Below are 19947 nucleotides of genomic sequence, written 5' to 3'. Positions count from 1 at the left end.
TTACTTGGTGATGCCGAGTTTTTTGCAGCCTTCTGCATAACGGTCCACGCAGAGTTCGGCCGCGGTCTGGATCGGCTTGCCGCTGACCATCTTGTCGATGATTTCGGCCTTCAGGTTCGCCGCCGTCACCACTGCAGGGGTGAACAGTTGCGAGGGGGTGTCGTACAACATCATCTCGGCCTTGGGCGTTTCGCCGGCCAGCAGCTTCACGGCCACTTGCGCCGCAGCGGCGGCCACAATTTCGCTGGGCTTGGAGATGGTGTTGAACTGGTCACCCGCAATGATGAGCTGCAGCGCCGCGATGGTGGCGTCGTTGCCGGACACGGGGGGCACGGGGTTCATGCCCGCGGCCTTGAAGGCGGCAATCGCACCACCGCCGGTGCCGTCGTTGGCAGCCACCACGCCGACAATCTTTTTGCCGAAACGCGAGATCTGGCCGCTGGCCCACTGTTGTGCTTTGGCGGGCACCCAATCAGGCGTGTCGTACTCGGCCAGGATTTTGTAGCCGCTGTTGTCCAGGCTGGAGTGGATGCCCTTCTTGATCAGGCCAGCGGCCGCGTCGGTCGGGGATCCATTGATCTGCAGCAGGCCCACGTCGTTGGGAGACACACCTTTGGCCTTGAGGTAGGCCACCAGGGAATCGGCAATGGCCTTGCCAATGCCTTCGTTGTTGAACGACACATAAAAGTCGGCCTTGGCAGCAGGGATGGGGCGGTCATACGCAATCACCTTGATGCCCTTGGCCTGTGCGGCTTTCACCAGCGAGGCGGCAGCGGTGGAGTCGACCGGGTCCAGCACGATGGCCTTGGCACCCTGTGCGATGACCGAGTTGAACTGTTGCTGCTGGCGCGAGGCATCGCCGTCGGCGTTTTGGTACAGCACTTCGCAGGCGGCGCAGAGTTTTTTCATCTCGGCCACGAAACCGGGGCGGTCGTGCTGCTCGTAGCGGGTGGACGACTGGTCGGGCATCAAGAAAGCAATCTTGGCCGGGGCAATGGTTTGGGCGTACAGGGCGCTGGCGCCCAGGACAACGGTGGTGAGCGCGGCGGCGCGGGTGAATTTCCAGGTACTTACTTGCATGGTCATCTCCAATTTATTTAGTGTCTCAAAGCAATACAAAAACAGGCGGGGCAGGGGCATGGGGTGTTGGTGGGGTGCATTCTCCTCAGGTTGGGGCTAAAGGGCTGCCACGCAGGCGGTGCATGGCGGGTTGGAGGGCGGGGTACAGGTCCACGTACTGGGCGAACAGGTTGTTGTAGGCCGCGTGGGCCTGTGGGTTGGGGGTGGTGCGGGGCACCGGCGTGACCCAGCCCTGGCGCACCGCGTCGGCGGTGATGAGCCCGGCGCCATAGGCCGCCAGCAGGGCTGCACCCAACGAGGCTTCCACGTCTTCTTGCAGCGTGTAAACCGGGCGGCCGGTCACGTCGGCAATGATCTGTATCCAGAGGTTGGAGTGGCTGGCGCCCCCAACCACCACCAGGCGTTCGTCCAGCGTGGCAATGCCGTCCAGGCCTTTGACGCCGGCTTCGATGTTGTGGCGCAGCGCGTAGGTCACGCCCTCCAGCACTGCGCGGTACAGGTTGGGCCGGCCATGGTGCAGGCCCAGGCCAATAAAGGCGCCGCTGGCCTTGGCATCCCACACGGGGCTGCGCTCCCCCATCAGGTAGGGCAGGAACAGCAGGCCGTCACTGCCCGGGGGCAGGGGCGCCGCGTCTTTTTCCAGCAGGCTGTGGGGGTCCACGCCCTGGGCTTTGGCGGCGGCAATCTCGGCCTGGCAAAAGGTCTCGCGGAACCAGGTGACCGAGGCCCCGGCGGCAATGGCGCCGCCAAACACATACAGGTCCTGGGCGCCGTTGAACACGTGCGGCATGCTGATCAGGCCGTGGCGCGCGTCCACACTGGGGCGGATGGTGCCCCAGCACATGCTGGTGCCCATCATGGCCACATGGTTGCCGGGCTGGGCAGCGCCTGCGGCCAACGTGGCCACGGCGGCGTCCACACCCCCGGCTACGACCGGCGTACCGGCCTGCAGCCCCAGGCGCGCGGCCCAGTGGGGCAGCAGCGGGCCCACCACATCGCTGGATTCGACCAGGCGGTTGGGCATCATGTGGCGCGGAATGCCCAGCATCTGTAAGGCCTCGTCGGACCAGGTGCGGGCTTTCACGTCGTACACGCCGCCGATGTTGCCGGCCGAGCTGTGGTCCACCGCCATCTGCCCGGTCAGGCGCGCATTCACATAACTGTTGGGTGGCAGGAACTGCTGGGTTTGGGCCCACACGGCAGGCTCGTTCTCGCGCAGCCACAGAATCTTGGTGTAGCCGTAGTAGCTGTCCACGCCGTTGCCGGTGATATCAAAGAGGCGTTCCAGGTCCACATGCTTGCGCACCCAGGCCACTTCGTCGTTGGCGCGGCGGTCCATCCAGATCAGGCAGGGATACAGGGCCTTGCCCTGCGTGTCCGCGGGGATGCCGCTGCCGCCATACAGGCTGCTCACGCATACAGATTTGATAGCAGCTTGCGCAATGCTGGTGCGGGCTAGAACCCCTTTTATGCATATTTCTACTGCTTCCAGCCACACATCGGGCCACTGCTGGGCCCACAGGGGTTTGGGGGTCTCCACCTGGTAGGCGTGGGAGTGCTGGGCCACGATGGCACCGGCGGTGCTCACCAGCACGGCCTTGGTGCTCTGGGTGCCGATGTCGACACCAATGACGTAAGCAGCGGTGGTCATGTTCACAGGTCCACGCTCAGCGGCAGGATCACCAGGTCGCGGATCACCACATTGCGTGGGCGGGTCAGCATGAACATCACCGAGTCGGCCACTTCCTTGGGCTGCATCAGGCTGCCATTGGCCAGGGCCTCTTCCATCTTGGCCTTGGGCCAGTCGTCCAGCAGCGCGGTCACCACGGGGCCGGGGGCGACCGCACCGATGCGCACGCCGTGCGGTGCAATTTGGCGGCGCACGGTGTGCACAAAGGCCTGCACTGCGAATTTGGAGGCGGTGTAAATCGGCTCCCACACCACGGGCACGATGCCGGCGATGGAGCTGGTGACGATGAGGTCGCCAGTGCGGCGTTCCTTCATGTGTGGCAGCACCGCCTGGATGGAGCGGAAGCAGGCGTTGATGTTGAGGTTGAGCATGCGGTCCCAGGCGTCGGGGTCGCCCGTGCTCACGTCGCCGCCGATGTAGGCGCCGGCATTGGCGTGGAAGATGTCCAACTGACCAGCGCGCGCCAGAATGGCCGGCACCATGGTGGCCACGCTGGCGGCGTCCAGCAGGTTCACGGTGAGCGGAATGGCGCGCTCGCCCAGCTCGGCACACAGCGTGGCGAGCCGGTCCGTTGCGCGGTCCACCAGAAACACGGTGGCACCGGCATCCAGCATGGCGCGTGCACATTCCAGGCCTATGCCCGAGGCGGCGCCCGTGATGGCGGCAACTTTGCCGTGTAGTGCGAGTGTTTCTGTGCGATCTGGGTTCATGGTGAGACAGTGGTTAAGAAAAATTCGGGCAAAGCGCTCCCCGGGCTGCCAGCGGCAGCCGAATTTGGAGAGCAGGTGGTGGTGGGGGGCGCCGGGGCGTTAGCCCATGGCCTCACAGTCGTCGTTCAGGCGGTAGTAACGCCGGAAGCGTGACGGTGGCATGTTCTTCTGCGCCAGAAACTGGCGGTTGAAGTTGGAGACATTGTTGAACCCGCAGGCGTAACAAACATCGGTAATCGGCGTGTCGCTGGAGATCAGCATCTCGCAGGCCTTGTTGATGCGCAGGCGGTTCAGGTACTGGATGAAGGGCACATCGGTATGCCGGCGGAAGAAACGCGAGAACGCGCTGGGCTCCATGCCGGCGTAACGCGCCAGGTCCGATTCGCTGAGCTGTTCTTCCAGGTGTTCGGCCAGGTAACTCAGCACCTGGTTGATGGTGGACGACTGGTAACCCTGCGGGTCGGGCCGGAAGGTGGGCGTGGCCAGCAGCGTGCTGTCGTGCGCCGTGGCCAGCAGCTCCAGCAGCGACAGGAACTTGTGCACGCGCTGAAAACCCTTGGCGTGCAGCAGCTCCTTCAGCAGGGGCTCGGCCTTGGTCGATGCTGCTTTGGAAAACAGGATGCCGCGCTGCGAATCGGCCAGCAGGCGCTCCAGCTGGCCCAGCTCCGGGAAGGCCTCGATACCACCCATGATGCTTTTGCCGGAGAACTGCAGCACCACACAACGCTCGGGCACGGGTTGGTTGTCCGGCACTTCGCTGATCCAGTTGTGCGGCACATTGGGGCCCACCATGTACAACTGGCCTGGCTCGAAGGTGCCCGTGTGGTCGCCCACATAAAAGCGGCCTGAGGTGTGGGTGATCAGGTTGAGCTCGTACTCGGGGTGGAAGTGCCAGCGCACCGTCTCGTACGGGTAGCCGTGTGTCCACACCTTGAAGGACTCTTGTTCCTGTATCCCGACCAATTCCAGGTAAGGGGCCATTGCCAGTCTCCAATTCGTTGTTGCTTGTGGCGATTCAATGCCCATAGCTTACGAACGGAACCCCATCCCCACTACTGCGCGGGGGGGCATTCATTGATACTTTTTTTGCTTATAGGGTAAACACTGAGTTTGTATCAGTATCGCCCCGCGGCGGCTTAACGAATGCCGCGAATGTAGCGGTGCGCCTCGTTGTCGCTGGCGCCGAAGAGTGAGTCAGAGGCGCCAGGCAGGGGGGCAGGTTTGGTGTTGCCGCCAATCACACCAAACAAACGTTCGCGCGCCGGGCGCTGTGGTGGCGCCGGCACCATGGCCAGTTCCAGTTTGGCCGCCCATTCACCCAGGTCGGCGTGGCCATCTTCCTGGGCGCTGGCGCGTGCAAAACGCACGATCTCGGCGGCATATTCGGTGTTGCTGGCCATCCATTCGGTGTCGGTCACGCGGCCGGTCTTGCGGCGCAGCAGCACGTGCAAATGGGCGGCAATCGCCAGCTTTTCACTGTTCAACATGCAACACTCCTTTGAGTTTGACCGTCAGGTTCCCATGTGCTCCCGGTGCTGGGATACATCCAGGCCTGTGAGTTCGGAGTTCTCGTCCACCCGCAGGCCCACAATCACCTTGGTCACCCACAGCAGCGCCCAGCTCATGAGCCCGCTGTAGACCAACACCACCAGCACTCCCAGCGCCTGGGTGGCCACGCTGCCACTGACGCCTGAAATATTCTTGCTGGCAAAGTAGCCCGTCATCAAGGAGCCCACAATGCCGCCAATGCCATGCACGCCAAACACGTCCAGCGAGTCGTCGGCATTGAGCATGCGCTTGAGCCCGGTGGCACCCCAGTAACAGGCCAGGCCCGCCACGCCACCAAAAATGACCGCCGCACCCGGTGTCACAAAACCCGCTGCGGGGGTGATGGCCACCAAGCCTGCCACCAGACCCGAGCACAGGCCCAACAGCGAAGGGCGCCCGCGCATGATCCACTCGCCCAACATCCAGGCCATGGCCCCGGCAGACGCCGCAATGTGGGTGACCGCCATGGCCAGGCCTGCACGGCCGTCAGACGCCACGGCCGAGCCAGCGTTAAACCCAAACCAGCCTACCCACAGCAGGCCCGCGCCGGCCATGGTCAGGCCCAGGTTGAAGGGCTCAAACGGCTCGCGGCCATAACCCTTGCGTGCGCCCAGCATGTAGGCACACACCAGGCCCGACATGCCGGCGTTGATGTGCACCACCGAGCCACCGGCAAAGTCCAGCACGCCCATTTGCACCAGCCAGCCACCGGGCTCCCACACCCAGTGGGCAATAGGCGCGTAGACCACGATGGACCACATGCCAATGAACCACAACATGGCCGAGAAGCGCATGCGCTCTACAAAGGCGCCCACAATGAGTGCGCCCGTGATGATGGCAAAGGTGAGCTGGAACATGGCATAGACCGACTCGGGAATGTTCGGCGCTATATGGCTCACGGCCACCTGACCTGCATCCTTCATGTAGTTAAGACCCGTGAACCAGAGCCGGTCGGTACCGCCCAGCCAGGTGCTGCCGGGCGTAAACGCCAGCGAGTAACCCACCGCAAACCACAGCAGGCTTACCAGTGCCGCAATCGCCACCACACTGGCCATGGTGTTGATCACGCTCTTCTTGCGCACCATGCCGCCATAAAACAGGGCAATGCCGGGCAGCGTCATCAGCAATACCAGCGCGGTGCTGGTCATCATCCAGGCGGTGTCGGCCGCGTTCAGGCTGCTTTGGGCTACCAGGCCGGGTTTGGTGAGTGCGGGTGGGGCCGGCGGTGCGCTATCGGGTGTGGGCGCTGCGGCCGCCGGCGTGGCCACGGGGGGCTCCGGGGTCGGGGCTGCCGCAGGCGCTGGTGCGGCGGCGGGTGGCGCATCGGCCACGGTGCCGCTGGCCGTTGTTTGTGCAGGAGCCGCCAGGCTCCAGGCCAAAAACAAAATCCCCAAACACGGGGCTACCCACTTCGTTCCGAATCGGTGCATTGTTTTCCTCTGTGCGGTCCAACAGAGGCCTCAAAGCACAAGCCGTGCCAGTCGGCGCGGGGCGAGGCCCCGGTCGTTCAGGAGTAGGTCACCCAGTCGGCGTAGGGCGCATCGTCCAGATGCGGCAAGGTGTTGTAGGTCACTAGCATGTGGCGCTTGGGGGTGTAGGCAAATTCGGTGACCGAGCTGTTGCGGATGCGCAGGTTCAGCTCAATCGTCGTCTCGGGCGTGGTGCCCAGCACATGGCCCACCGCGGTGGAGATGGGCCCGCCGCTGCTCACAATCAGCACGTTGCCCGTGTGCCGCTGGCGCACATGGTCCAGCGCGCTGGTCACGCCTTCCACAAAGTCGGGGTAGTTGGGCATGCCCTGCGGGCTCACCACGCCATTCATCCACTGCGTGAGGCCATCGCGCAGCAGGCGAAAGTGGTGGCGGTACATCTCGGGCGTGTCGGCCTTGGGCAGCGGTGCAGGGTGGATCGCCTGGACCACCGCCGCACTGTCGTACTCGTTCAGACCCGGCCATTCCAGCGCTTCGTGCGCCAGCCCCGCGCCCTTGGCAATGCCGGCCCAGGTCTGCGCGTGGCGGCGCAGGGTGCCCACCATCACCGCCTCAAACTGCAAGCCCTTGTGTGCGAAGTATTCCCCCAGCCGCACGCTCTGCCGGTGGCCCAGCTCGCTGAGGTTGTCGTAGTCTGCGGCTCCAAACGAAGCCTGCCCGTGCCGCACCAAATAGAGATTTCCCATGGGGAGAATTTAAGCCGAATTGGCACTTGGCGCTTGTTGCGCTTGCGACAGCAGCTATGAATTTAGTAGCAATTGAGTCGGACCATAAAAGAACTAAAATCGGTCCGATAGCTCCATTCGAATGTTTCAGGACATCGCGCCATGCAACTCCACACCCACATCAAACCTATTAGCTACCTCAAAAGCCATGCTGCGCAGATCGTCAAGGAATTGACGGAAAGCCGCGAGCCTATGGTCATCACCCAGAACGGGGAAGCCACGTTGGTGGTCTTGGATGTGAAGAGCTACCAAGAGCGCGAAGAAACCCTGGCGCTGCTCAAAGTGCTGGCCATGGGCAACCGGGAGATTGAGCAAGGCAAGTTCAGTGATGCGGAGGACGTGTTTGCCCGTCTGGATGCGGCTGACCCGGAATGAAGATCGTCCTCCTCGCGTCGGCGGAGCAGGACCTGCAAGAGTTGCGCGCGTATCTGGTGAAGAACTTCTCGGTGGCGACCTGGCAAGCCACCTACAGTGACTTGAAGCAGGCGATACGCCATCTGGCTCGCTTTCCCTTATTGGGCGGCATCCCCGAAGCATTGGAGTCCTTGCAACTGGTGCAATACCGCCAAGTGTTGTCCGGCAAAAACCGAATCATTTACGAGGTGCGCGGAGACACGGTGTTCGTGCACCTGATCGTCGATGTGCGCCGCGACATGGCGTCGGTGTTGATGCGGCGGCTGGTGCGGACTACGAGCTGAGTTGTTGTTGGTCGGTTAACACCAAAGCAGGTGCTTGACCACGCTGTACCAAACGGTGGCGCGATGCGGGCCAATAGGGTCAAGGCTTTGCCGAGTGCGCTACGTCGGTGTTGAGCAGCGGGGGCGTTTTATCCTGCGGTTTTGCAGGCTTATCCTGAATTTATCCAGTGGCTGCATCAGTGACCTATCGTTGCTCGGTTATAAATCCATGACTTACAACTTTTGGGAGTGCCATCATGATTCAAATCGACTTTGTTGATAAGACAGGCTTCACTCATATATCAAGTTATGCACTAATGGTCGCAGCATGAATTCAGATATATTTATTGATGATTTTGAAATTACTGAAAATACAGAAGAACTTCATGCTATTTTTGGGCGCTGCATAATAATTTCTACAAGATTTGACAATCTATGTGGCCATGCAGCGAAATTTTTAAAAATAAAAACATCATGTGCAGTTATATTAACTGATGGTGAATTTGAAAGTTATGCAAATGAGCTGCTAAATGAATACTCAACATTGAATAAAAGCATAAATTCGCTTCCAATCGAAAATATCGAAAAAGTTATACTTCATAGTGCGCGTGTGGCAAGAAATGAAATAGCTCATAGTCTTTCAGTTGGAATGACAGGGTGTTTAGACATAAAACTTAATGAAACTTTTTTTAAAAATAATGTTTCTTCCTTGGTTGCTAAAGTCGCAAGCGGTGACTTTTTGATATCAACAATATTATCTACTTTAAATAATTATCCGGTCCCAGCATGCACGGAAGATATTTACCAGAATAGAATAATTAATTGGGTTCAAGGTAAAAATGCATAACAAATCGTTGCAGCTCGCACGCTCCGCGTGCTGGACAGTTTTTAAGTCGCGGCTTTGTGGTTTTGCTGCGCAAAAGTATTCCACAAAACCGCAACTTAAAAACTGCCGATGAACTCGGCGTTAGAAGTCAATCCAGACATTCTCTCAATCTGATCGGAACATAAATGGCTCTATTCGGCAAGCCGTTCTTCACAAGCGACGACAAGAAAATGGAAGGATCGTACGAAGACGGTGTCCGCTGTCTTTCGCAGAACGATTTTTATGGGGCTGACAAGCGCTTCAGGCAAGCAGCAACAGCCGGGCATGTGTCCGCATTCCACAATTTGGCTATTTTGAATGGCGGTGGCTACATCAGCCCGTACGACGTGGATTTCGCGGCTGACTGCTACTACAAGGCAGCCGCTGCAGGACACCCTACCGCAAAAGAGCAAATATTCTGGCTAGAGGCGGCTGATCGTGCAGGCGCAGGCACCGATAACTTCTCAAAATTTGCATCCAAGCTGCCCGCCGAGCACGGGTTGAATCACATACTAATGATGGCCGGATGTAGATTTTATGGTGCGTTGTGTAAAAACTATGGCGCAACTAATGAAGTGATTGAATATGAACTGGATGCTGCGAGCCTGAGCGACTACAAGTTCATCCAAAATTTTGTGCAAAGGACAGGTGTTCCTGCATCCAGCTTCAAGGGCGGGCTCAACAGATTAAAAACAGGCTCAGCCGCAGATCAAATTACAGATGGTCTGAATGGTCTTTACCTTGGCCTCAAACAATCTGGACATAGCGACCAGATATGTCTCATGGCCAGATGCACAATAGTCGGATACGTCGTGTCAAAGTCCATGTACTCGGACAGATCTAGTCCGCTGCTTGGGATTGATAGGTTCTTTGCATAGTAGTTGACGTCTAACAACTCATATATGGACTCCCCCACAAGCGCAAGAAACTGACCGATGTATTGGCTGTTGGGGAAGCGCCTGCAGTCGTATATCCGGCATCTGAGGTGGGATCGTTAATGTCCCGTGCCGACATGGAGTCTGCGTCACCGATGCGCCAGTCAATACAAGCGGCTGCAAGAGAGCCGGAAGAGTTATCGGCGTCTATCGGTGTGGGGTGAACCCGGTTGGCCATGATGGTCGATCAATCTGCGTCATTCGAGTGGACCGCCTTTGGCGTCCGATCACTCCCACCTTCGGCCCCATCAAAGACTGCAGTTCTCAGTGCTTGTTTTGCTTTATTTATGTAGCTACAATTAAACATGCGGATTGAATTTGACCCAGCCAAAGATTCTTCCAATCAAGAGAAACATGGCCTGTCACTTGCGCTGGCGTCAGGGCTCGACTGGGATGAGGCTCTGGTGTGGGTTGATGATCGGTACGAGTACGGCGAGTTGCGCATGATCGCTCTCGCACCCGATACCGGGATCCTGTACTACGTGGCGTTTGTGGATCGCGGTGATGCCCGAAGGATCATCAGCTTGCGCAAAGCCAATCGACGCGAGGTGAAGCACTATGTCCAAAGTTACTAAGCGGCCAACAGTTGTCATTCCGACCGAGGCTGAAGACAAAGCCATCACGGCAGCGGCCAAAGCCGATCCTGATGCGCAGCCACTGACGCCCAAGCAATTGCAGGCCATGGTTCCGCTCAAGGCGGTGCGTGGTCGTCCCAGGTCTGAAAACAAGAAGTTGCTGGTGTCTGTTCGCTACAGCCCTGAGGTGGTGGCGTACTTCAAGTCCACTGGCGAGGGCTGGCAGTCGCGGATGGATGGCGTGTTGCAACAGTACGTCGCCCGTCATTCGCGCAGAGCGTGAGGCCGAACCAGTCGTTCGAACCTACAGCCCTCGGCAAGCCTCGGTCTGCGACTCAACTCAAACGTTGAGGCTGTAAAAAAACCACTTCTTCATGCGCCCACGAATCGCATTCGCAACGGTCTTCGCCCTCGGCGCGGGGATGCACCTCTGGGTTCTCATCAGTCCGCCGCGGAGTGTTGGCTACTTGGCGGTCTATCTTTGCTGGCTCTTGCCCAGCATCGCGTTCGCATTGTTCGTTTGTGCAAAGTCATCTCCGCCTCGACCACGGTCGGCGCTGGAGCGCCGGATGCGCCGGGATTCCCCGGGGTTATGGATGGAGGGCCTGGGCCTGTTCGTCGGAATTGCCGCGGTGGGGCTGGTAATCCACCTGTTCGGACCCTACAAAGGGTCGTACGCATGGCCCCACCCCGGGCCTTACGGCAAGTCGGAATGGACCCAGTTCCGGGCCATGAGCCTCATGCTTGTCCTCTGCGCGGCAGGGTGCTGGGGGCTGCTTCGTGGCGAGCCCGGCGACACGGCCGCGCCCATACCCGATGGTTCCAGGCTGGTACGTGCTGGCGGATGGCTGCGACGGTTGGCAGGCGTCGGGATCAGTTGTTGGGGAGCGTGGCTGTTTGTTCTTGGCATTCGGCATTGGGGGCAATCAGCCGATGGTTTTGACCGCTTGCTGAATCTTATGTTTGTGGTCGGCGGTCCGGTGTGGTTCCTTATAGGCTTGGCACTTGCACTGCGTCGTGGCCGCAGTGCCGCCTAACAGTTCGTATATGGACTCCTCCGCAAGCGCAAGAAACTGATCGATGTTTTTGTTTTGTGGGAAGCGCCAGTCAATACAAGCGGCAGGCAAGCTGCCGGAAGAGTTATCGGCGTTTACGGCACCACGTTAGGGGTAAAAATGGCCACTGGCCCTTGTGGAGGCTGCGCAACCAGCTCCTAATTCTGTAGCACGTCGGCAAACACCGCCGAATCCACATTCCCCCCGCACAACGTAATCCCCACGGTCTGGCCGCGCAGGGTGTCGCGTTCCTGCATGGCCGCGGCAAAGCTGGCGGCGCCGGCGCCTTCGGCCACGTTGTGGGTGCAGGCGAAGATGTCGCGCATGGCCTGGGCCACTTCGGCATCCGTCACTTGCACGATGTGGTCGATTTCTCCCATCAGGATGTGCAGCGCTTCGGGGTCGGCCACGCGGCAGGCCATTCCGTCGGCCAACTGGGTGGTGACTGGGGCTTCGACGACCTTGCCGGCCTTGAGTGAATCCGCGTAGGTGGTGGCGTGGGCGCTGACCACACCGACGATGCGGGCTTGGTGCCCCAGCGCGCGTTTGGCGGCTACGGCGCTGCAGACACCGCTGCCCTGGCCGATGGGCACATAGATCACATCCAGCGCGGGGGCGGCCTTGAGCAGTTCCCACCAGTAGGTGGCCACGCCGCGCAGCAGGTCGGGGTGGAAGCTGGGCACCATGTGGGCACCGCGCTCTTTGGCCAGGCCCATGGCGTATTCGCGGCTCTCCTGAAAGTCGGTTCCGTGTTCGATGAGCGAAACGCCCAGCGCGCGCATGGCGGCGTTCTTTTCTACCGAGTTGCCATGGGGGACGACTATGGTGCAGGGCACGCCGTGGGAGCGTGCGGCCCAGCCGATGCTTTGGCCGTGGTTGCCGCGGGTGGCACTGATGACCTCAGCCGGCAGCGCGCCGCGCTGGGCCAGTTGGTCAAAGTAGGTGAGGCCGCCGCGGATCTTGAAGGCACCCACCGGCGTGTGGTTCTCGTGTTTGACCCAGCAGGTGGTGCCCAGCAGGCTGGCGAGTTGGCCCCAGCGGTATTGCGGGGTGGGGCCGAATTCGCGGTAGATGACTTGCGCGGCAGCTTCGATGTCGTGCAGGGTGGGGAGCTGGGCGTTCATAGCAAAACCTTTCCTTCAATACAGGTGACCGAATCGCCACCGACCCAGACCTGGCCGGCATCGTCTTGTTCGATAGTGACGCGCCCGGCGCGGCCTATGCAGGTGCCTTGGGCAGCTACGTAGCGCGGGGGCGTAACGCCGTCGGCAATCAGCCACTGCGCCAGGCTGGCGTTGAAGCTGCCAGTGACCGGGTCTTCCAGCACGCCAATGTCGGGCGCGAAAAAGCGTACTTCCACGGACGGTGTGTCGTCGTCTCCAGAGGCCGCTGCGGCATCCCGGGCACCAAAGGCCCGCGCCTCGCGGTTGCTGCGCACTATCAAATCAGGAGCTGCTGGCGCACTGTCCATGCCGGCTACACCCACACCAGGCACCAAACCTTTGAGGGCGGCGGCATCGGGTTGCAACTGCAGCACCGTCTCCATGCTGTCCAGCAGCAAGCCCAGCCAGGTGGGGCCGTTGTTGAGCCACTGTGCAGCCAGAATTTGCTGGGCCTGCAGGCCCAGCGCGGCCGTAACCTGCGCCAGCAGCGCGGCATCGGGGGCGCTGCGTTGCAGACTTGGCGCGGCAAAGGCCAGGCGTGTGCCGTCGCGGCGCAGCTTCACCAAGCCCTTGGCGCACTCCTGCACGATCACATCCGGCGCTTGGGGCGTGCCACCCGCCTGCAGCCAAGCGTGGCAGCTGCCCAGCGTGGGGTGGCCGGCAAAGGGCAGCTCGTCACCCGGCGTGAAGATGCGCACGCGGTAGTCCGCACCCTGGGCCGCGGCCTCGGGGCTGGGCGGCAGCAGAAAGGTGGTCTCGCTCAGATTGGTCCAGCGCGCAAAGCTTTGCATGGCTTCTGTGCTGAGGTCGCTGCCGTCCAGCACCACGGCCAGGGGGTTGCCCAGGTAGGGCTGGGCGGTGAACACGTCCACCTGCTTGAAAAGGCGTAGTCGCATTGGAGGACTCCCGAAGGGGATGTGTGGATTTAGAGGGCGGCAGTGCCGCGGATGCAGGTGACCGAGTCACCCCCCACCCAGACCTGGCCGCTGCTGTCCTGCTCGATGTGGACGCGGCCTTCGCGCTGCACGCAGGTGCCCTGCGCCACCACGTACTTTTTGGGCATGTACTCGTCTTCGATGAGCCACTGCGCCAGGCTGCCGTTCAGGCTACCGCTCACCGGGTCTTCCTGAATACCCTCCATGGGGGCAAAGGCGCGCACTTCCATTTCGCTGGCGACGCCATGCTGGGTGGTCGCGGCCGCGGGCATGGAGGCCACGCCGACCTTGATGCCCAGGTGTTTGAGTGCCAGGTGGTCGGGTTGCAGTTGCAGCACGGTCTGGCGGTCGTCCAGCAGGATGCCCATCCAGTCGGTGCCATTGCTCAGCGTCTGGGCGGCCACCACCTGCGCGGCCTTCAGGCCCAGTGCGGCAGCCACCTGGGCCAGCAGGCCGGGGCTGGGATTTTTGCGTTGCAGGGTTGGCGCGGCAAACGCCAGGCGGGTGCCATCGCGGCAGATTTGCACCAGCCCGCCCTTGCACTGCTGCACGATGCGTTTGGCGTTCTTGGGCTTGCCACCCGCCTCCAGCCAGGCGTGGCAGCTGCCCAGCGTGGGGTGGCCAGCAAATGGCAGCTCCAGCCCGGGCGTGAAGATGCGCACCTGGTAGTCCGCGCCCTGCGCCGCCGCCTCGGCCGTGGGCGGCAGCAAAAACGTCGTCTCGCTCAAGTTGGTCCAGCGCGCAAAGGCCTGCATGGCCTCGTCACTCACACCCGCGCCGTCCAGTACCACGGCCAGGGGGTTACCCAGATACGGCTGGGCGGTGAACACATCGACTTGGGCGAAGGGGCGCTGTTGGGACACGGGTGGCTTTCTGAAAGTAAGGAGAACTATGAAAGGGGAAGGTCAAGCACGCCGCGGGTGGCCGGGCGGGCCAGGACGCTGGCGAACCAGCGTTCGAGGTGCGGCCAGGCCGGCCGGGGCTGGGGCAGGCCAAACCAGCGGTGCACATCGCAGGCAGCGGGAATGTCGGCCATGCTGAAATGCGCGCCGCCCACATAGGCAAGGGTGGCCAGGTGGTCGTTGAGTTGGGCCATGGCCGGCTCGGTAGCGGCGGTGGAGCGGGCGATCACTGCGGCATCGCGCTGCTCGGCCGGGGTGCGGAACCACTGCGCAAAGGCTCCGCCACTGTCGCGGTTCAGCGTGGTTTGTTGCCAGTCCATCCAACGTTCGGCATCAAAGCGTGCGGCCAAGTCTTGGGGGTAGAGCTGCTCATTGCCATACTTGGCGCACAGGTAACGCACGATGGCGTTGCTTTCCCACAAGACAAAGTCGCCGTCCTGCAGCGTGGGCACCAGGGCGTTGGGGTTCATGGCCAGGTACGCGGGGGTTTTGACCACGCCGTAAGCCATGCCCGCATCGCTGCGGGTAAAGGCCACGCCGGTTTCTTGCGCGGCCCACACCACCTTGCGCACGTTGAGCGAACTCAGGCGCCCCCAGATGTGCACGGCCATGGTCAGCTCCGTTGGGCGTGGATAGCTTCCGCCAGCGCGGCCACACCGCGGTGGATTTCTTCCACGCTGGGCGTGACGAAGGACAGGCGCATGGAACGCGCATCGGCGTTGCCGGCATAAAACGGTGCCCCGGGCACAAAGGCCACGCCTTTGTCCACCGCGTGGGGCAGCAGGTCCACCGCGTTCATGCCGGTTGGCAGGCGTGCCCACAGGAACATGCCGCCCGCGGGGGTGTTCCACGTGAAGGTGCTGTCGGCGTTGGCCGCGTGCGGGCCCTGCGATTCGGGGAAATGCTGGGCCAGTGCTTGCAGCATGGCATCGCGCTGCGACTTGTAGAGCGCGCGGATAGTGGGCACATGGCGGTCCAGGAAACCGTTTTGCATCACCTCAAAAATCAAGCGCTGGTTGAAGCCAGGGCTGTGCAGGTCGGCCGCTTGTTTGGCCTGCAGCAGCTTGGGGTACACCGCCTTGGGCGCCACGATAAAGCCCATGCGCAGGCCGGGTGCCAGCACCTTGGAAAACGACCCCAGGTAAATGCCGCCCTCGGGGTTGCGTGCGGTCAGCGGGGCGGGCGGTGCCTGGTCAAACCACAGGTCGCCATAGGGGTTGTCTTCCATCAGCGGCAGGCCGCTGCGGGCAGCTTCGGCGCTCAGGGCGGCGCGGCGTGCTTCGGTCATGCTGCGGCCGGTGGGGTTTTGGAAGTTGGGCAGTACATACAGAAAGCGCGCGTCTTGGGACTTGTCGCGCAGGTCGGCAATGTCCACACCTTCGTCATCACTGGCCACGCTCACCACATTGGGTTCCATGGGGGTGAAAGCCATCACGGCGCCCAGGTAAGTGGGGGACTCCACCAGCACCTTGCTGTTTTTGTCGATGAGGATTTTGGCCACCAAGTCCAGGCCCTGCTGTGAGCCGGTGGTGATCAGCACCTGGGCGGGGTCTACGTTCCAGGTCACCCCGGCTGCGGCGCTTTGCGCCTTCAGCTGCGTGGCCACCAGTTCGCGCAGCGGGCCATAGCCTTCACTGGCCGCGTATTGCAGGGCACCGGCCGGGTCGTCTTTGAGCACCTTGGCGCAGGCGGCTTCAAACTCGGCCACGGGGAAGGTTTTGCTGCTGGGCAGGCCGCCGGCAAAACTGATGATGCCGGGTTTTTCGGTCACTTTGAGGATCTCGCGGATCACCGAGGGGTTCATCTTGGCGGCACGTTCGGCCAGGGTCCAGTGGGTGGAGTTCGTCATGGTTGTCTTCTCTCAAAAAATCAGGTTCAAGGCATGAGCATAGGGTAGAGCGAGGCCACCAGGGCCAGCGCCATGGTGATGTTGAAAATGCGCAGGCGCAGCGGGTCTTGCAGCAGGCCGCGCATGGCCTGGCCAAACCCCACCCAGACCGCCGAGCAGGGGCTGCCCAGTACCAGCGACATCAGCGCCAGCAGCAGCACCTGGGGCACGCTGGCGTCGGGTGGCAGGTAGGCGCTCATGGCGGTGACGATCATCACCCAAGCCTTGGGGTTGATCCACTGGAAGGCGGCCGCGCCCCAGAAACCCAGCGGCTGCGCTGCGGGTGCCTCGGGGTCAGCGCTGGCCGGGCGGGCGGTTGCCAGTTTCCAGGCCAACCACAGCAGGTAGGCCGCGCCGCCCCAGCGCATCAGCTGGTAGAGCGCCGGAAAGCGGTCCAGCACCGCATGCAGGCCCAGGCCCACGCACAGCAGCATCACGGTGAAACCGATCTGCACACCCAGTAGGTGCGGCAGCGAGCGGCGCACGCCGAAGTTCACACCCGAGGCCATGAGCATGGTGTTGTTGGGGCCCGGCGTGATGGAGCTCACAACCAGGAACAGGGCGGCGGCGATCATCAGCTCGTGGTTCATGCCGTGGCGGCTTTCAAAGAGGTTTGCACCGGCATGCGCCGGCCGATAAAGACGGTGGCAATCACCGCGACGCCAAAACCCACGGTCACCGCGTCCAGCCGCTCACCGAGCAGCGGCACGGCAAACAACATGCCCAAAAACGGCTGCAGCAGCTGCACTTGGCTGACGCGCACGGTGCCACCCAGGGCCAGGCCTTTGTACCAGGCGAAAAAGCCCAGCCACATGGAGAACACTGACACATAGGCAAACGCCACCCAGGCGCTGGCGGGCAGGGCCACGCTGGGGAACTGCCACACGGCCAGCGGCAGGTTGATGGGCAAGGAAATCAACAACGCCCAGCAAATCACATGCTCAGCCCGCATGCGCTGCGAGAGCCGTCCGCCATGGCCGTAGCCCACGGCCGCACAGGCCATGGCCAGCAGCAAGAGCACATCCGCCGTTTGCAGTGAGAGGCCGCTGTGGCCCGAGCGCAGAACAGCAAACGCCACCACCAACGCCGTGCCGGCCAGTGCGCAGACCCAGAAGCCGGTAGACGGACGCTGCCGGTTCAAAAAGGCGCCCACCACCGCGGTGGCCAGGGGCAGCACGCCCACCATCACGCTGGCGTGCACGGCCTCCACATGGCGCATGGCGATGGAGGTGAAGATGGGAAACCCAAACACCACACCTAAAGCGACCAGCACCAGCGGGCCCCAGGTGTCGCGCGGTGGCAGCGGCGCCTTGCCCCACCAGAGGAACAGCGCCGACAGCAAGCCCGCCACCACGGCGCGGCCCACGGCGATGAACAGGCCCGACATCAGCGGCGCTTCAGGCGTGCCCACGGCCAGGCGTGTCATGGGCAGGGTCATGGCAAAAATGGTGATGCCCAAGAGGCCCAGCCACAGGCCCTTTTTGAGGTTGGTTGTTGTCATAACGATCCCATCCAGGCGGCCGTGGCCACCAGCACCGCAGCCATGCCGCGGTTGAACCAGCGCAGGCGCTGCGCTGTGGCCACACCGGCCACCACCGGGCCACTGAGCCAGTCGCGCAGCAGGGAGCCAATGGCGGCGTAGAGCAGGTTGCTGAAGAAACCAAAGGCCAGCATCAGCGGTAGCGTGATGGCAAAACGCGCCAGCACATCCTCGCGCCCGGCCAGCCAGCCGGCGGTCACCGTCAGGCCCAGCATCCAGGCCTTGATGTTGAGAAACTGCAGCGCCACACCCTGCCAGAAGGTGACGTTGAGGCGGCTCGCGTCCGCCTCCCCCAGGCTGCTGGCGCGGGCGAGCTTGACGGCCAGCCACAGCAGGTAGGTTATGCCCAGCCACTGGATGGCGCTGCGCAACAGCGGCAAGGCCACCACCAGCGCACCCAGGCCACCCGCACACAGCGTGAACAGCAGGCCCCAGCCCAGCGGCACGGCCAGTACAAAGTGCAGCGCACCACGCAGTCCTCGGTTGGCCGCCAGTGCGGTGGACAGCGTGGTGTTGGGCCCCGGCGTGAAGCTGGCCGCGGTGGAGAGCAGCAGCAGCGCCGTGAATTCGGCAGCGGTAAAGGTGGTGAACATGCGATTCACTGTACTTGGAAAAACAACACACTTGCAGTACAGTTTGTGTGAACAGAAACCAAACTGTATTGCTGGCACGGCCAGCACAGAGGACACCCCATGCTCATGAAAACCGCGGCCCATAGCCTGGCCGAACAACTGGCGGCGCTGTTTGCCCAGCGTATCCGCGACCGGCTGCTGGCGCCTGGCGCGCGCCTGCCCTCGGTGCGCCTGTGTGCGCAGCAGCAGGGCGTGAGCCCGTCCACCGTGGTGGGCGCGTACGACCAGCTGCTGGCCCAGGGCTTGGTAGAGGCGCGCAAGAACCGCGGCTTTTATGTGCGCGAATTGCCATCCGTGGCCGTGGGGAGTGCGCAAGCTGCTATCGAATCGGGAGCGCATGGCGTCGCCAACCTGATGCTCACCGTGCCCCAGCGCTACGCGCCGCTCAACGCCACGGCGCTGATCCGCGGCATGTTCAAGGGCGTGAGCAACAAGCCCCAGCCCGGCATGGGCGTGTTGCCCAAAGAGTGGTTGCAGTCCACCTTTTTGGCCACCGCGGTGCGGCGCAGCTGCAGCGTGGAGGCGCTGAATGCGTTTTCGCTGCAATACGGCGAGCCCGCCGGCGATACCGGGCTGCGCCGCGCGCTGTCCACCAAGCTGGCCGGTCTGTCGGTACACGCCGCGCCCGAGCAAATCATTACCACCGTGGGTGCCACCAATGCGCTGGACGTGGTGAGTCGCACGCTGCTGCGCGCGGGCGACTACGTGATGGTGGAAGAGCCCGGCTGGGCCATTGAATTCGCGCGGCTCGATTCGCTGGGCATGCGTATCCTGCCGGTGCCGCGCCGTGCCGAGGGGCCGGACCTGGAGGTGATGGCGCGTTACTGCGAGGCGCACCGCCCCAAGCTGTTTGTGAGTGTGAGCGTGTTCCACAACCCCACGGGGTTTTGCCTCTCGCCCAGCAGTGCCTACCGCATCCTGCAGCTGGCCAACCAGCACGACTTTCACATTGTTGAAGACGATACCTACAGCCACTTTGCCCCCGACCATTCCACGCGCTTGTGTGCGCTGGACGGCCTGCAGCGCACCATCTACGTGGGCGGCTTTGCCAAAATTTTGGCGCCGAATTGGCGCGTGGGTTACATGGCCGCCCCCAAAGACCTAGCCGAGCGCCTGCTGGACACCAAGCTGCTGTCTACCTTGACCACGCCCGCGCTGCTGGAAAAGGCGTTGGCCTGGTGCATCGACCAAGGCCAGCTGCGCCGCCACGCTGAGCGCATCCGCACCCAGCTGGATGGGGCCCGTGCGCGCAGCGTGAAACTGGCGCTGGCCCATGGCTGTACCTTCGCGTCCGACCCGGTGGGCCTGTTTGGCTGGGTGGAGACCGGCGTAGACACCGACGCCCTGAGCCAGCGCATGCTGGACGAGGGTTACCTGCTGGCGCCCGGTGCGCTGTTCCACGCCCAGCGCACGCCCAGCAGCCTGATGCGCATCAACTTTGCCAGCACGCAAGAGGCCCAGTTCTGGAAGACCTTTGCGCGGCTGCGTGATGAACAACTGGGCAAGGCCACGTCGGTGGCTAAGTAACAACCGAATG

22 protein-coding genes are annotated in these 19947 nt (G+C 62.2%); 7 read left to right on the top strand and 15 right to left on the bottom strand.

What is annotated here, in order from left to right:
• The 7 genes from AC097A_RS06335 to AC097A_RS06305 form a co-directional block, all read right to left on the bottom strand.
• Window positions 1–1080 carry an ABC transporter substrate-binding protein gene (locus AC097A_RS06335; RefSeq protein WP_479620159.1) on the bottom strand — a complete coding sequence of 360 codons (1080 nt, stop codon included), beginning with the start codon at window positions 1078–1080 and terminating at the stop codon, window positions 1–3.
• Between the two features lie 85 nt (window positions 1081–1165).
• Entirely contained in the window at window positions 1166–2731 is a 1566-nt protein-coding gene (locus AC097A_RS06330; RefSeq protein WP_479620158.1) for an FGGY-family carbohydrate kinase, read from the bottom strand.
• Window positions 2732–2733: 2 nt separating this feature from the next.
• Window positions 2734–3480, bottom strand: a complete 747-nt coding sequence (locus AC097A_RS06325; protein WP_479620157.1) for an SDR family oxidoreductase — start codon at window positions 3478–3480, stop codon at window positions 2734–2736.
• A 99-nt stretch (window positions 3481–3579) separates the two neighbouring features.
• Window positions 3580–4461: a helix-turn-helix domain-containing protein gene (locus AC097A_RS06320; protein ID WP_479620156.1), complete on the bottom strand. Its 882-nt coding sequence runs from the start codon at window positions 4459–4461 to the stop codon at window positions 3580–3582.
• A 155-nt stretch (window positions 4462–4616) separates the two neighbouring features.
• A complete protein-coding gene (locus AC097A_RS06315) occupies window positions 4617–4967 on the bottom strand; it encodes a hypothetical protein (protein ID WP_236635345.1) in 351 nt (116 codons plus the stop codon).
• Between the two features lie 24 nt (window positions 4968–4991).
• Window positions 4992–6458, bottom strand: coding sequence for an ammonium transporter (locus AC097A_RS06310; RefSeq protein WP_479620155.1), 1467 nt, complete (start codon window positions 6456–6458; stop codon window positions 4992–4994).
• A 77-nt stretch (window positions 6459–6535) separates the two neighbouring features.
• Window positions 6536–7204 carry a histidine phosphatase family protein gene (locus AC097A_RS06305; RefSeq protein WP_479620154.1) on the bottom strand — a complete coding sequence of 223 codons (669 nt, stop codon included), beginning with the start codon at window positions 7202–7204 and terminating at the stop codon, window positions 6536–6538.
• A 141-nt stretch (window positions 7205–7345) separates the two neighbouring features.
• On the opposite strand from AC097A_RS06305, the gene AC097A_RS06300 reads away from it, so the two are divergent.
• From AC097A_RS06300 to AC097A_RS06275, 6 genes are all read left to right on the top strand, one after another.
• Window positions 7346–7618, top strand: a complete 273-nt coding sequence (locus AC097A_RS06300; protein WP_315496665.1) for a type II toxin-antitoxin system prevent-host-death family antitoxin — start codon at window positions 7346–7348, stop codon at window positions 7616–7618.
• On the top strand, window positions 7615–7941 hold the full coding sequence (locus AC097A_RS06295) for a type II toxin-antitoxin system RelE/ParE family toxin (protein ID WP_479620153.1): 327 nt from the start codon (window positions 7615–7617) through the stop codon (window positions 7939–7941). Before AC097A_RS06300 ends, AC097A_RS06295 begins: the two co-directional genes overlap by 4 nt.
• Window positions 7942–8248: 307 nt before the next feature.
• Entirely contained in the window at window positions 8249–8767 is a 519-nt protein-coding gene (locus AC097A_RS06290; protein WP_479620152.1) for a hypothetical protein, read from the top strand.
• 164 nt (window positions 8768–8931) lie between these two features.
• Window positions 8932–9663, top strand: a complete 732-nt coding sequence (locus AC097A_RS06285; protein ID WP_479620151.1) for a hypothetical protein — start codon at window positions 8932–8934, stop codon at window positions 9661–9663.
• Between the two features lie 362 nt (window positions 9664–10025).
• A complete protein-coding gene (locus AC097A_RS06280) occupies window positions 10026–10295 on the top strand; it encodes a BrnT family toxin (RefSeq protein WP_479620150.1) in 270 nt (89 codons plus the stop codon).
• Window positions 10279–10578 carry a BrnA antitoxin family protein gene (locus AC097A_RS06275; RefSeq protein ID WP_479620149.1) on the top strand — a complete coding sequence of 100 codons (300 nt, stop codon included), beginning with the start codon at window positions 10279–10281 and terminating at the stop codon, window positions 10576–10578. Before AC097A_RS06280 ends, AC097A_RS06275 begins: the two co-directional genes overlap by 17 nt.
• Before the next feature lie 930 nt (window positions 10579–11508).
• On the opposite strand, the gene AC097A_RS06270 is transcribed toward AC097A_RS06275, so the two are convergent.
• The 8 genes from AC097A_RS06270 to AC097A_RS06235 are packed head-to-tail and all read right to left on the bottom strand — an operon-like array spanning window position 11509 to window position 18371.
• Window positions 11509–12474 (bottom strand): threonine dehydratase, encoded by a 966-nt coding sequence (locus AC097A_RS06270; RefSeq protein WP_479620148.1) that lies wholly within the window; start codon window positions 12472–12474, stop codon window positions 11509–11511.
• Window positions 12471–13409 (bottom strand): PhzF family phenazine biosynthesis protein, encoded by a 939-nt coding sequence (locus tag AC097A_RS06265; RefSeq protein ID WP_479620147.1) that lies wholly within the window; start codon window positions 13407–13409, stop codon window positions 12471–12473. Before AC097A_RS06265 ends, AC097A_RS06270 begins: the two co-directional genes overlap by 4 nt.
• 29 nt (window positions 13410–13438) lie before the next feature.
• Window positions 13439–14311, bottom strand: a complete 873-nt coding sequence (locus AC097A_RS06260) for a PhzF family phenazine biosynthesis protein (protein WP_479620146.1) — start codon at window positions 14309–14311, stop codon at window positions 13439–13441.
• 26 nt (window positions 14312–14337) lie between these two features.
• Complete coding sequence (locus AC097A_RS06255; protein ID WP_479620145.1) at window positions 14338–14961, bottom strand: glutathione S-transferase family protein; 624 nt, start codon at window positions 14959–14961, stop codon at window positions 14338–14340.
• A 2-nt stretch (window positions 14962–14963) separates the two neighbouring features.
• The gene (locus AC097A_RS06250) at window positions 14964–16199 is read right to left on the bottom strand and encodes an aminotransferase-like domain-containing protein (RefSeq protein WP_479620144.1); all 1236 of its coding nucleotides are present in this window, start codon (window positions 16197–16199) and stop codon (window positions 14964–14966) included.
• Between the two features lie 26 nt (window positions 16200–16225).
• Window positions 16226–16828 (bottom strand): LysE family translocator, encoded by a 603-nt coding sequence (locus AC097A_RS06245; protein ID WP_479620143.1) that lies wholly within the window; start codon window positions 16826–16828, stop codon window positions 16226–16228.
• Window positions 16825–17739, bottom strand: coding sequence for a DMT family transporter (locus tag AC097A_RS06240; protein WP_479620142.1), 915 nt, complete (start codon window positions 17737–17739; stop codon window positions 16825–16827). Before AC097A_RS06240 ends, AC097A_RS06245 begins: the two co-directional genes overlap by 4 nt.
• On the bottom strand, window positions 17736–18371 hold the full coding sequence (locus AC097A_RS06235; protein WP_479620141.1) for a LysE family translocator: 636 nt from the start codon (window positions 18369–18371) through the stop codon (window positions 17736–17738). The genes AC097A_RS06240 and AC097A_RS06235 overlap by 4 nt, the downstream gene beginning before the upstream one ends.
• Before the next feature lie 99 nt (window positions 18372–18470).
• Between AC097A_RS06235 and AC097A_RS06230 the strand changes: the two genes are divergently transcribed.
• Window positions 18471–19937, top strand: a complete 1467-nt coding sequence (locus AC097A_RS06230) for an aminotransferase-like domain-containing protein (protein ID WP_479620140.1) — start codon at window positions 18471–18473, stop codon at window positions 19935–19937.
• Window positions 19938–19947 lie beyond the last annotated feature (10 nt).

This window comes from Rhodoferax sp. XS2R6 (assembly GCF_056521365.1).
This window is presented reverse-complemented; position numbering and strand designations above follow the sequence as displayed.

Coding starts and splice junctions, on each gene's coding strand:
- AC097A_RS06315 (WP_236635345.1), bottom strand. CDS start 4,967: ATGTTGAACAGTGAAAAGCTGGCGATTGCCGCCCATTTGCACGTGCTG.
- AC097A_RS06300 (WP_315496665.1), top strand. CDS start 7,346: ATGCAACTCCACACCCACATCAAACCTATTAGCTACCTCAAAAGCCAT.
- AC097A_RS06320 (WP_479620156.1), bottom strand. CDS start 4,461: ATGGCCCCTTACCTGGAATTGGTCGGGATACAGGAACAAGAGTCCTTC.
- AC097A_RS06335 (WP_479620159.1), bottom strand. CDS start 1,080: ATGCAAGTAAGTACCTGGAAATTCACCCGCGCCGCCGCGCTCACCACC.
- AC097A_RS06255 (WP_479620145.1), bottom strand. CDS start 14,961: ATGGCCGTGCACATCTGGGGGCGCCTGAGTTCGCTCAACGTGCGCAAG.
- AC097A_RS06290 (WP_479620152.1), top strand. CDS start 8,249: ATGAATTCAGATATATTTATTGATGATTTTGAAATTACTGAAAATACA.
- AC097A_RS06240 (WP_479620142.1), bottom strand. CDS start 17,739: ATGACAACAACCAACCTCAAAAAGGGCCTGTGGCTGGGCCTCTTGGGC.
- AC097A_RS06265 (WP_479620147.1), bottom strand. CDS start 13,409: ATGCGACTACGCCTTTTCAAGCAGGTGGACGTGTTCACCGCCCAGCCC.
- AC097A_RS06275 (WP_479620149.1), top strand. CDS start 10,279: ATGTCCAAAGTTACTAAGCGGCCAACAGTTGTCATTCCGACCGAGGCT.
- AC097A_RS06250 (WP_479620144.1), bottom strand. CDS start 16,199: ATGACGAACTCCACCCACTGGACCCTGGCCGAACGTGCCGCCAAGATG.
- AC097A_RS06235 (WP_479620141.1), bottom strand. CDS start 18,371: ATGTTCACCACCTTTACCGCTGCCGAATTCACGGCGCTGCTGCTGCTC.
- AC097A_RS06280 (WP_479620150.1), top strand. CDS start 10,026: ATGCGGATTGAATTTGACCCAGCCAAAGATTCTTCCAATCAAGAGAAA.
- AC097A_RS06230 (WP_479620140.1), top strand. CDS start 18,471: ATGCTCATGAAAACCGCGGCCCATAGCCTGGCCGAACAACTGGCGGCG.
- AC097A_RS06245 (WP_479620143.1), bottom strand. CDS start 16,828: ATGAACCACGAGCTGATGATCGCCGCCGCCCTGTTCCTGGTTGTGAGC.
- AC097A_RS06330 (WP_479620158.1), bottom strand. CDS start 2,731: ATGACCACCGCTGCTTACGTCATTGGTGTCGACATCGGCACCCAGAGC.
- AC097A_RS06285 (WP_479620151.1), top strand. CDS start 8,932: ATGGCTCTATTCGGCAAGCCGTTCTTCACAAGCGACGACAAGAAAATG.
- AC097A_RS06305 (WP_479620154.1), bottom strand. CDS start 7,204: ATGGGAAATCTCTATTTGGTGCGGCACGGGCAGGCTTCGTTTGGAGCC.
- AC097A_RS06270 (WP_479620148.1), bottom strand. CDS start 12,474: ATGAACGCCCAGCTCCCCACCCTGCACGACATCGAAGCTGCCGCGCAA.
- AC097A_RS06295 (WP_479620153.1), top strand. CDS start 7,615: ATGAAGATCGTCCTCCTCGCGTCGGCGGAGCAGGACCTGCAAGAGTTG.
- AC097A_RS06325 (WP_479620157.1), bottom strand. CDS start 3,480: ATGAACCCAGATCGCACAGAAACACTCGCACTACACGGCAAAGTTGCC.
- AC097A_RS06310 (WP_479620155.1), bottom strand. CDS start 6,458: ATGCACCGATTCGGAACGAAGTGGGTAGCCCCGTGTTTGGGGATTTTG.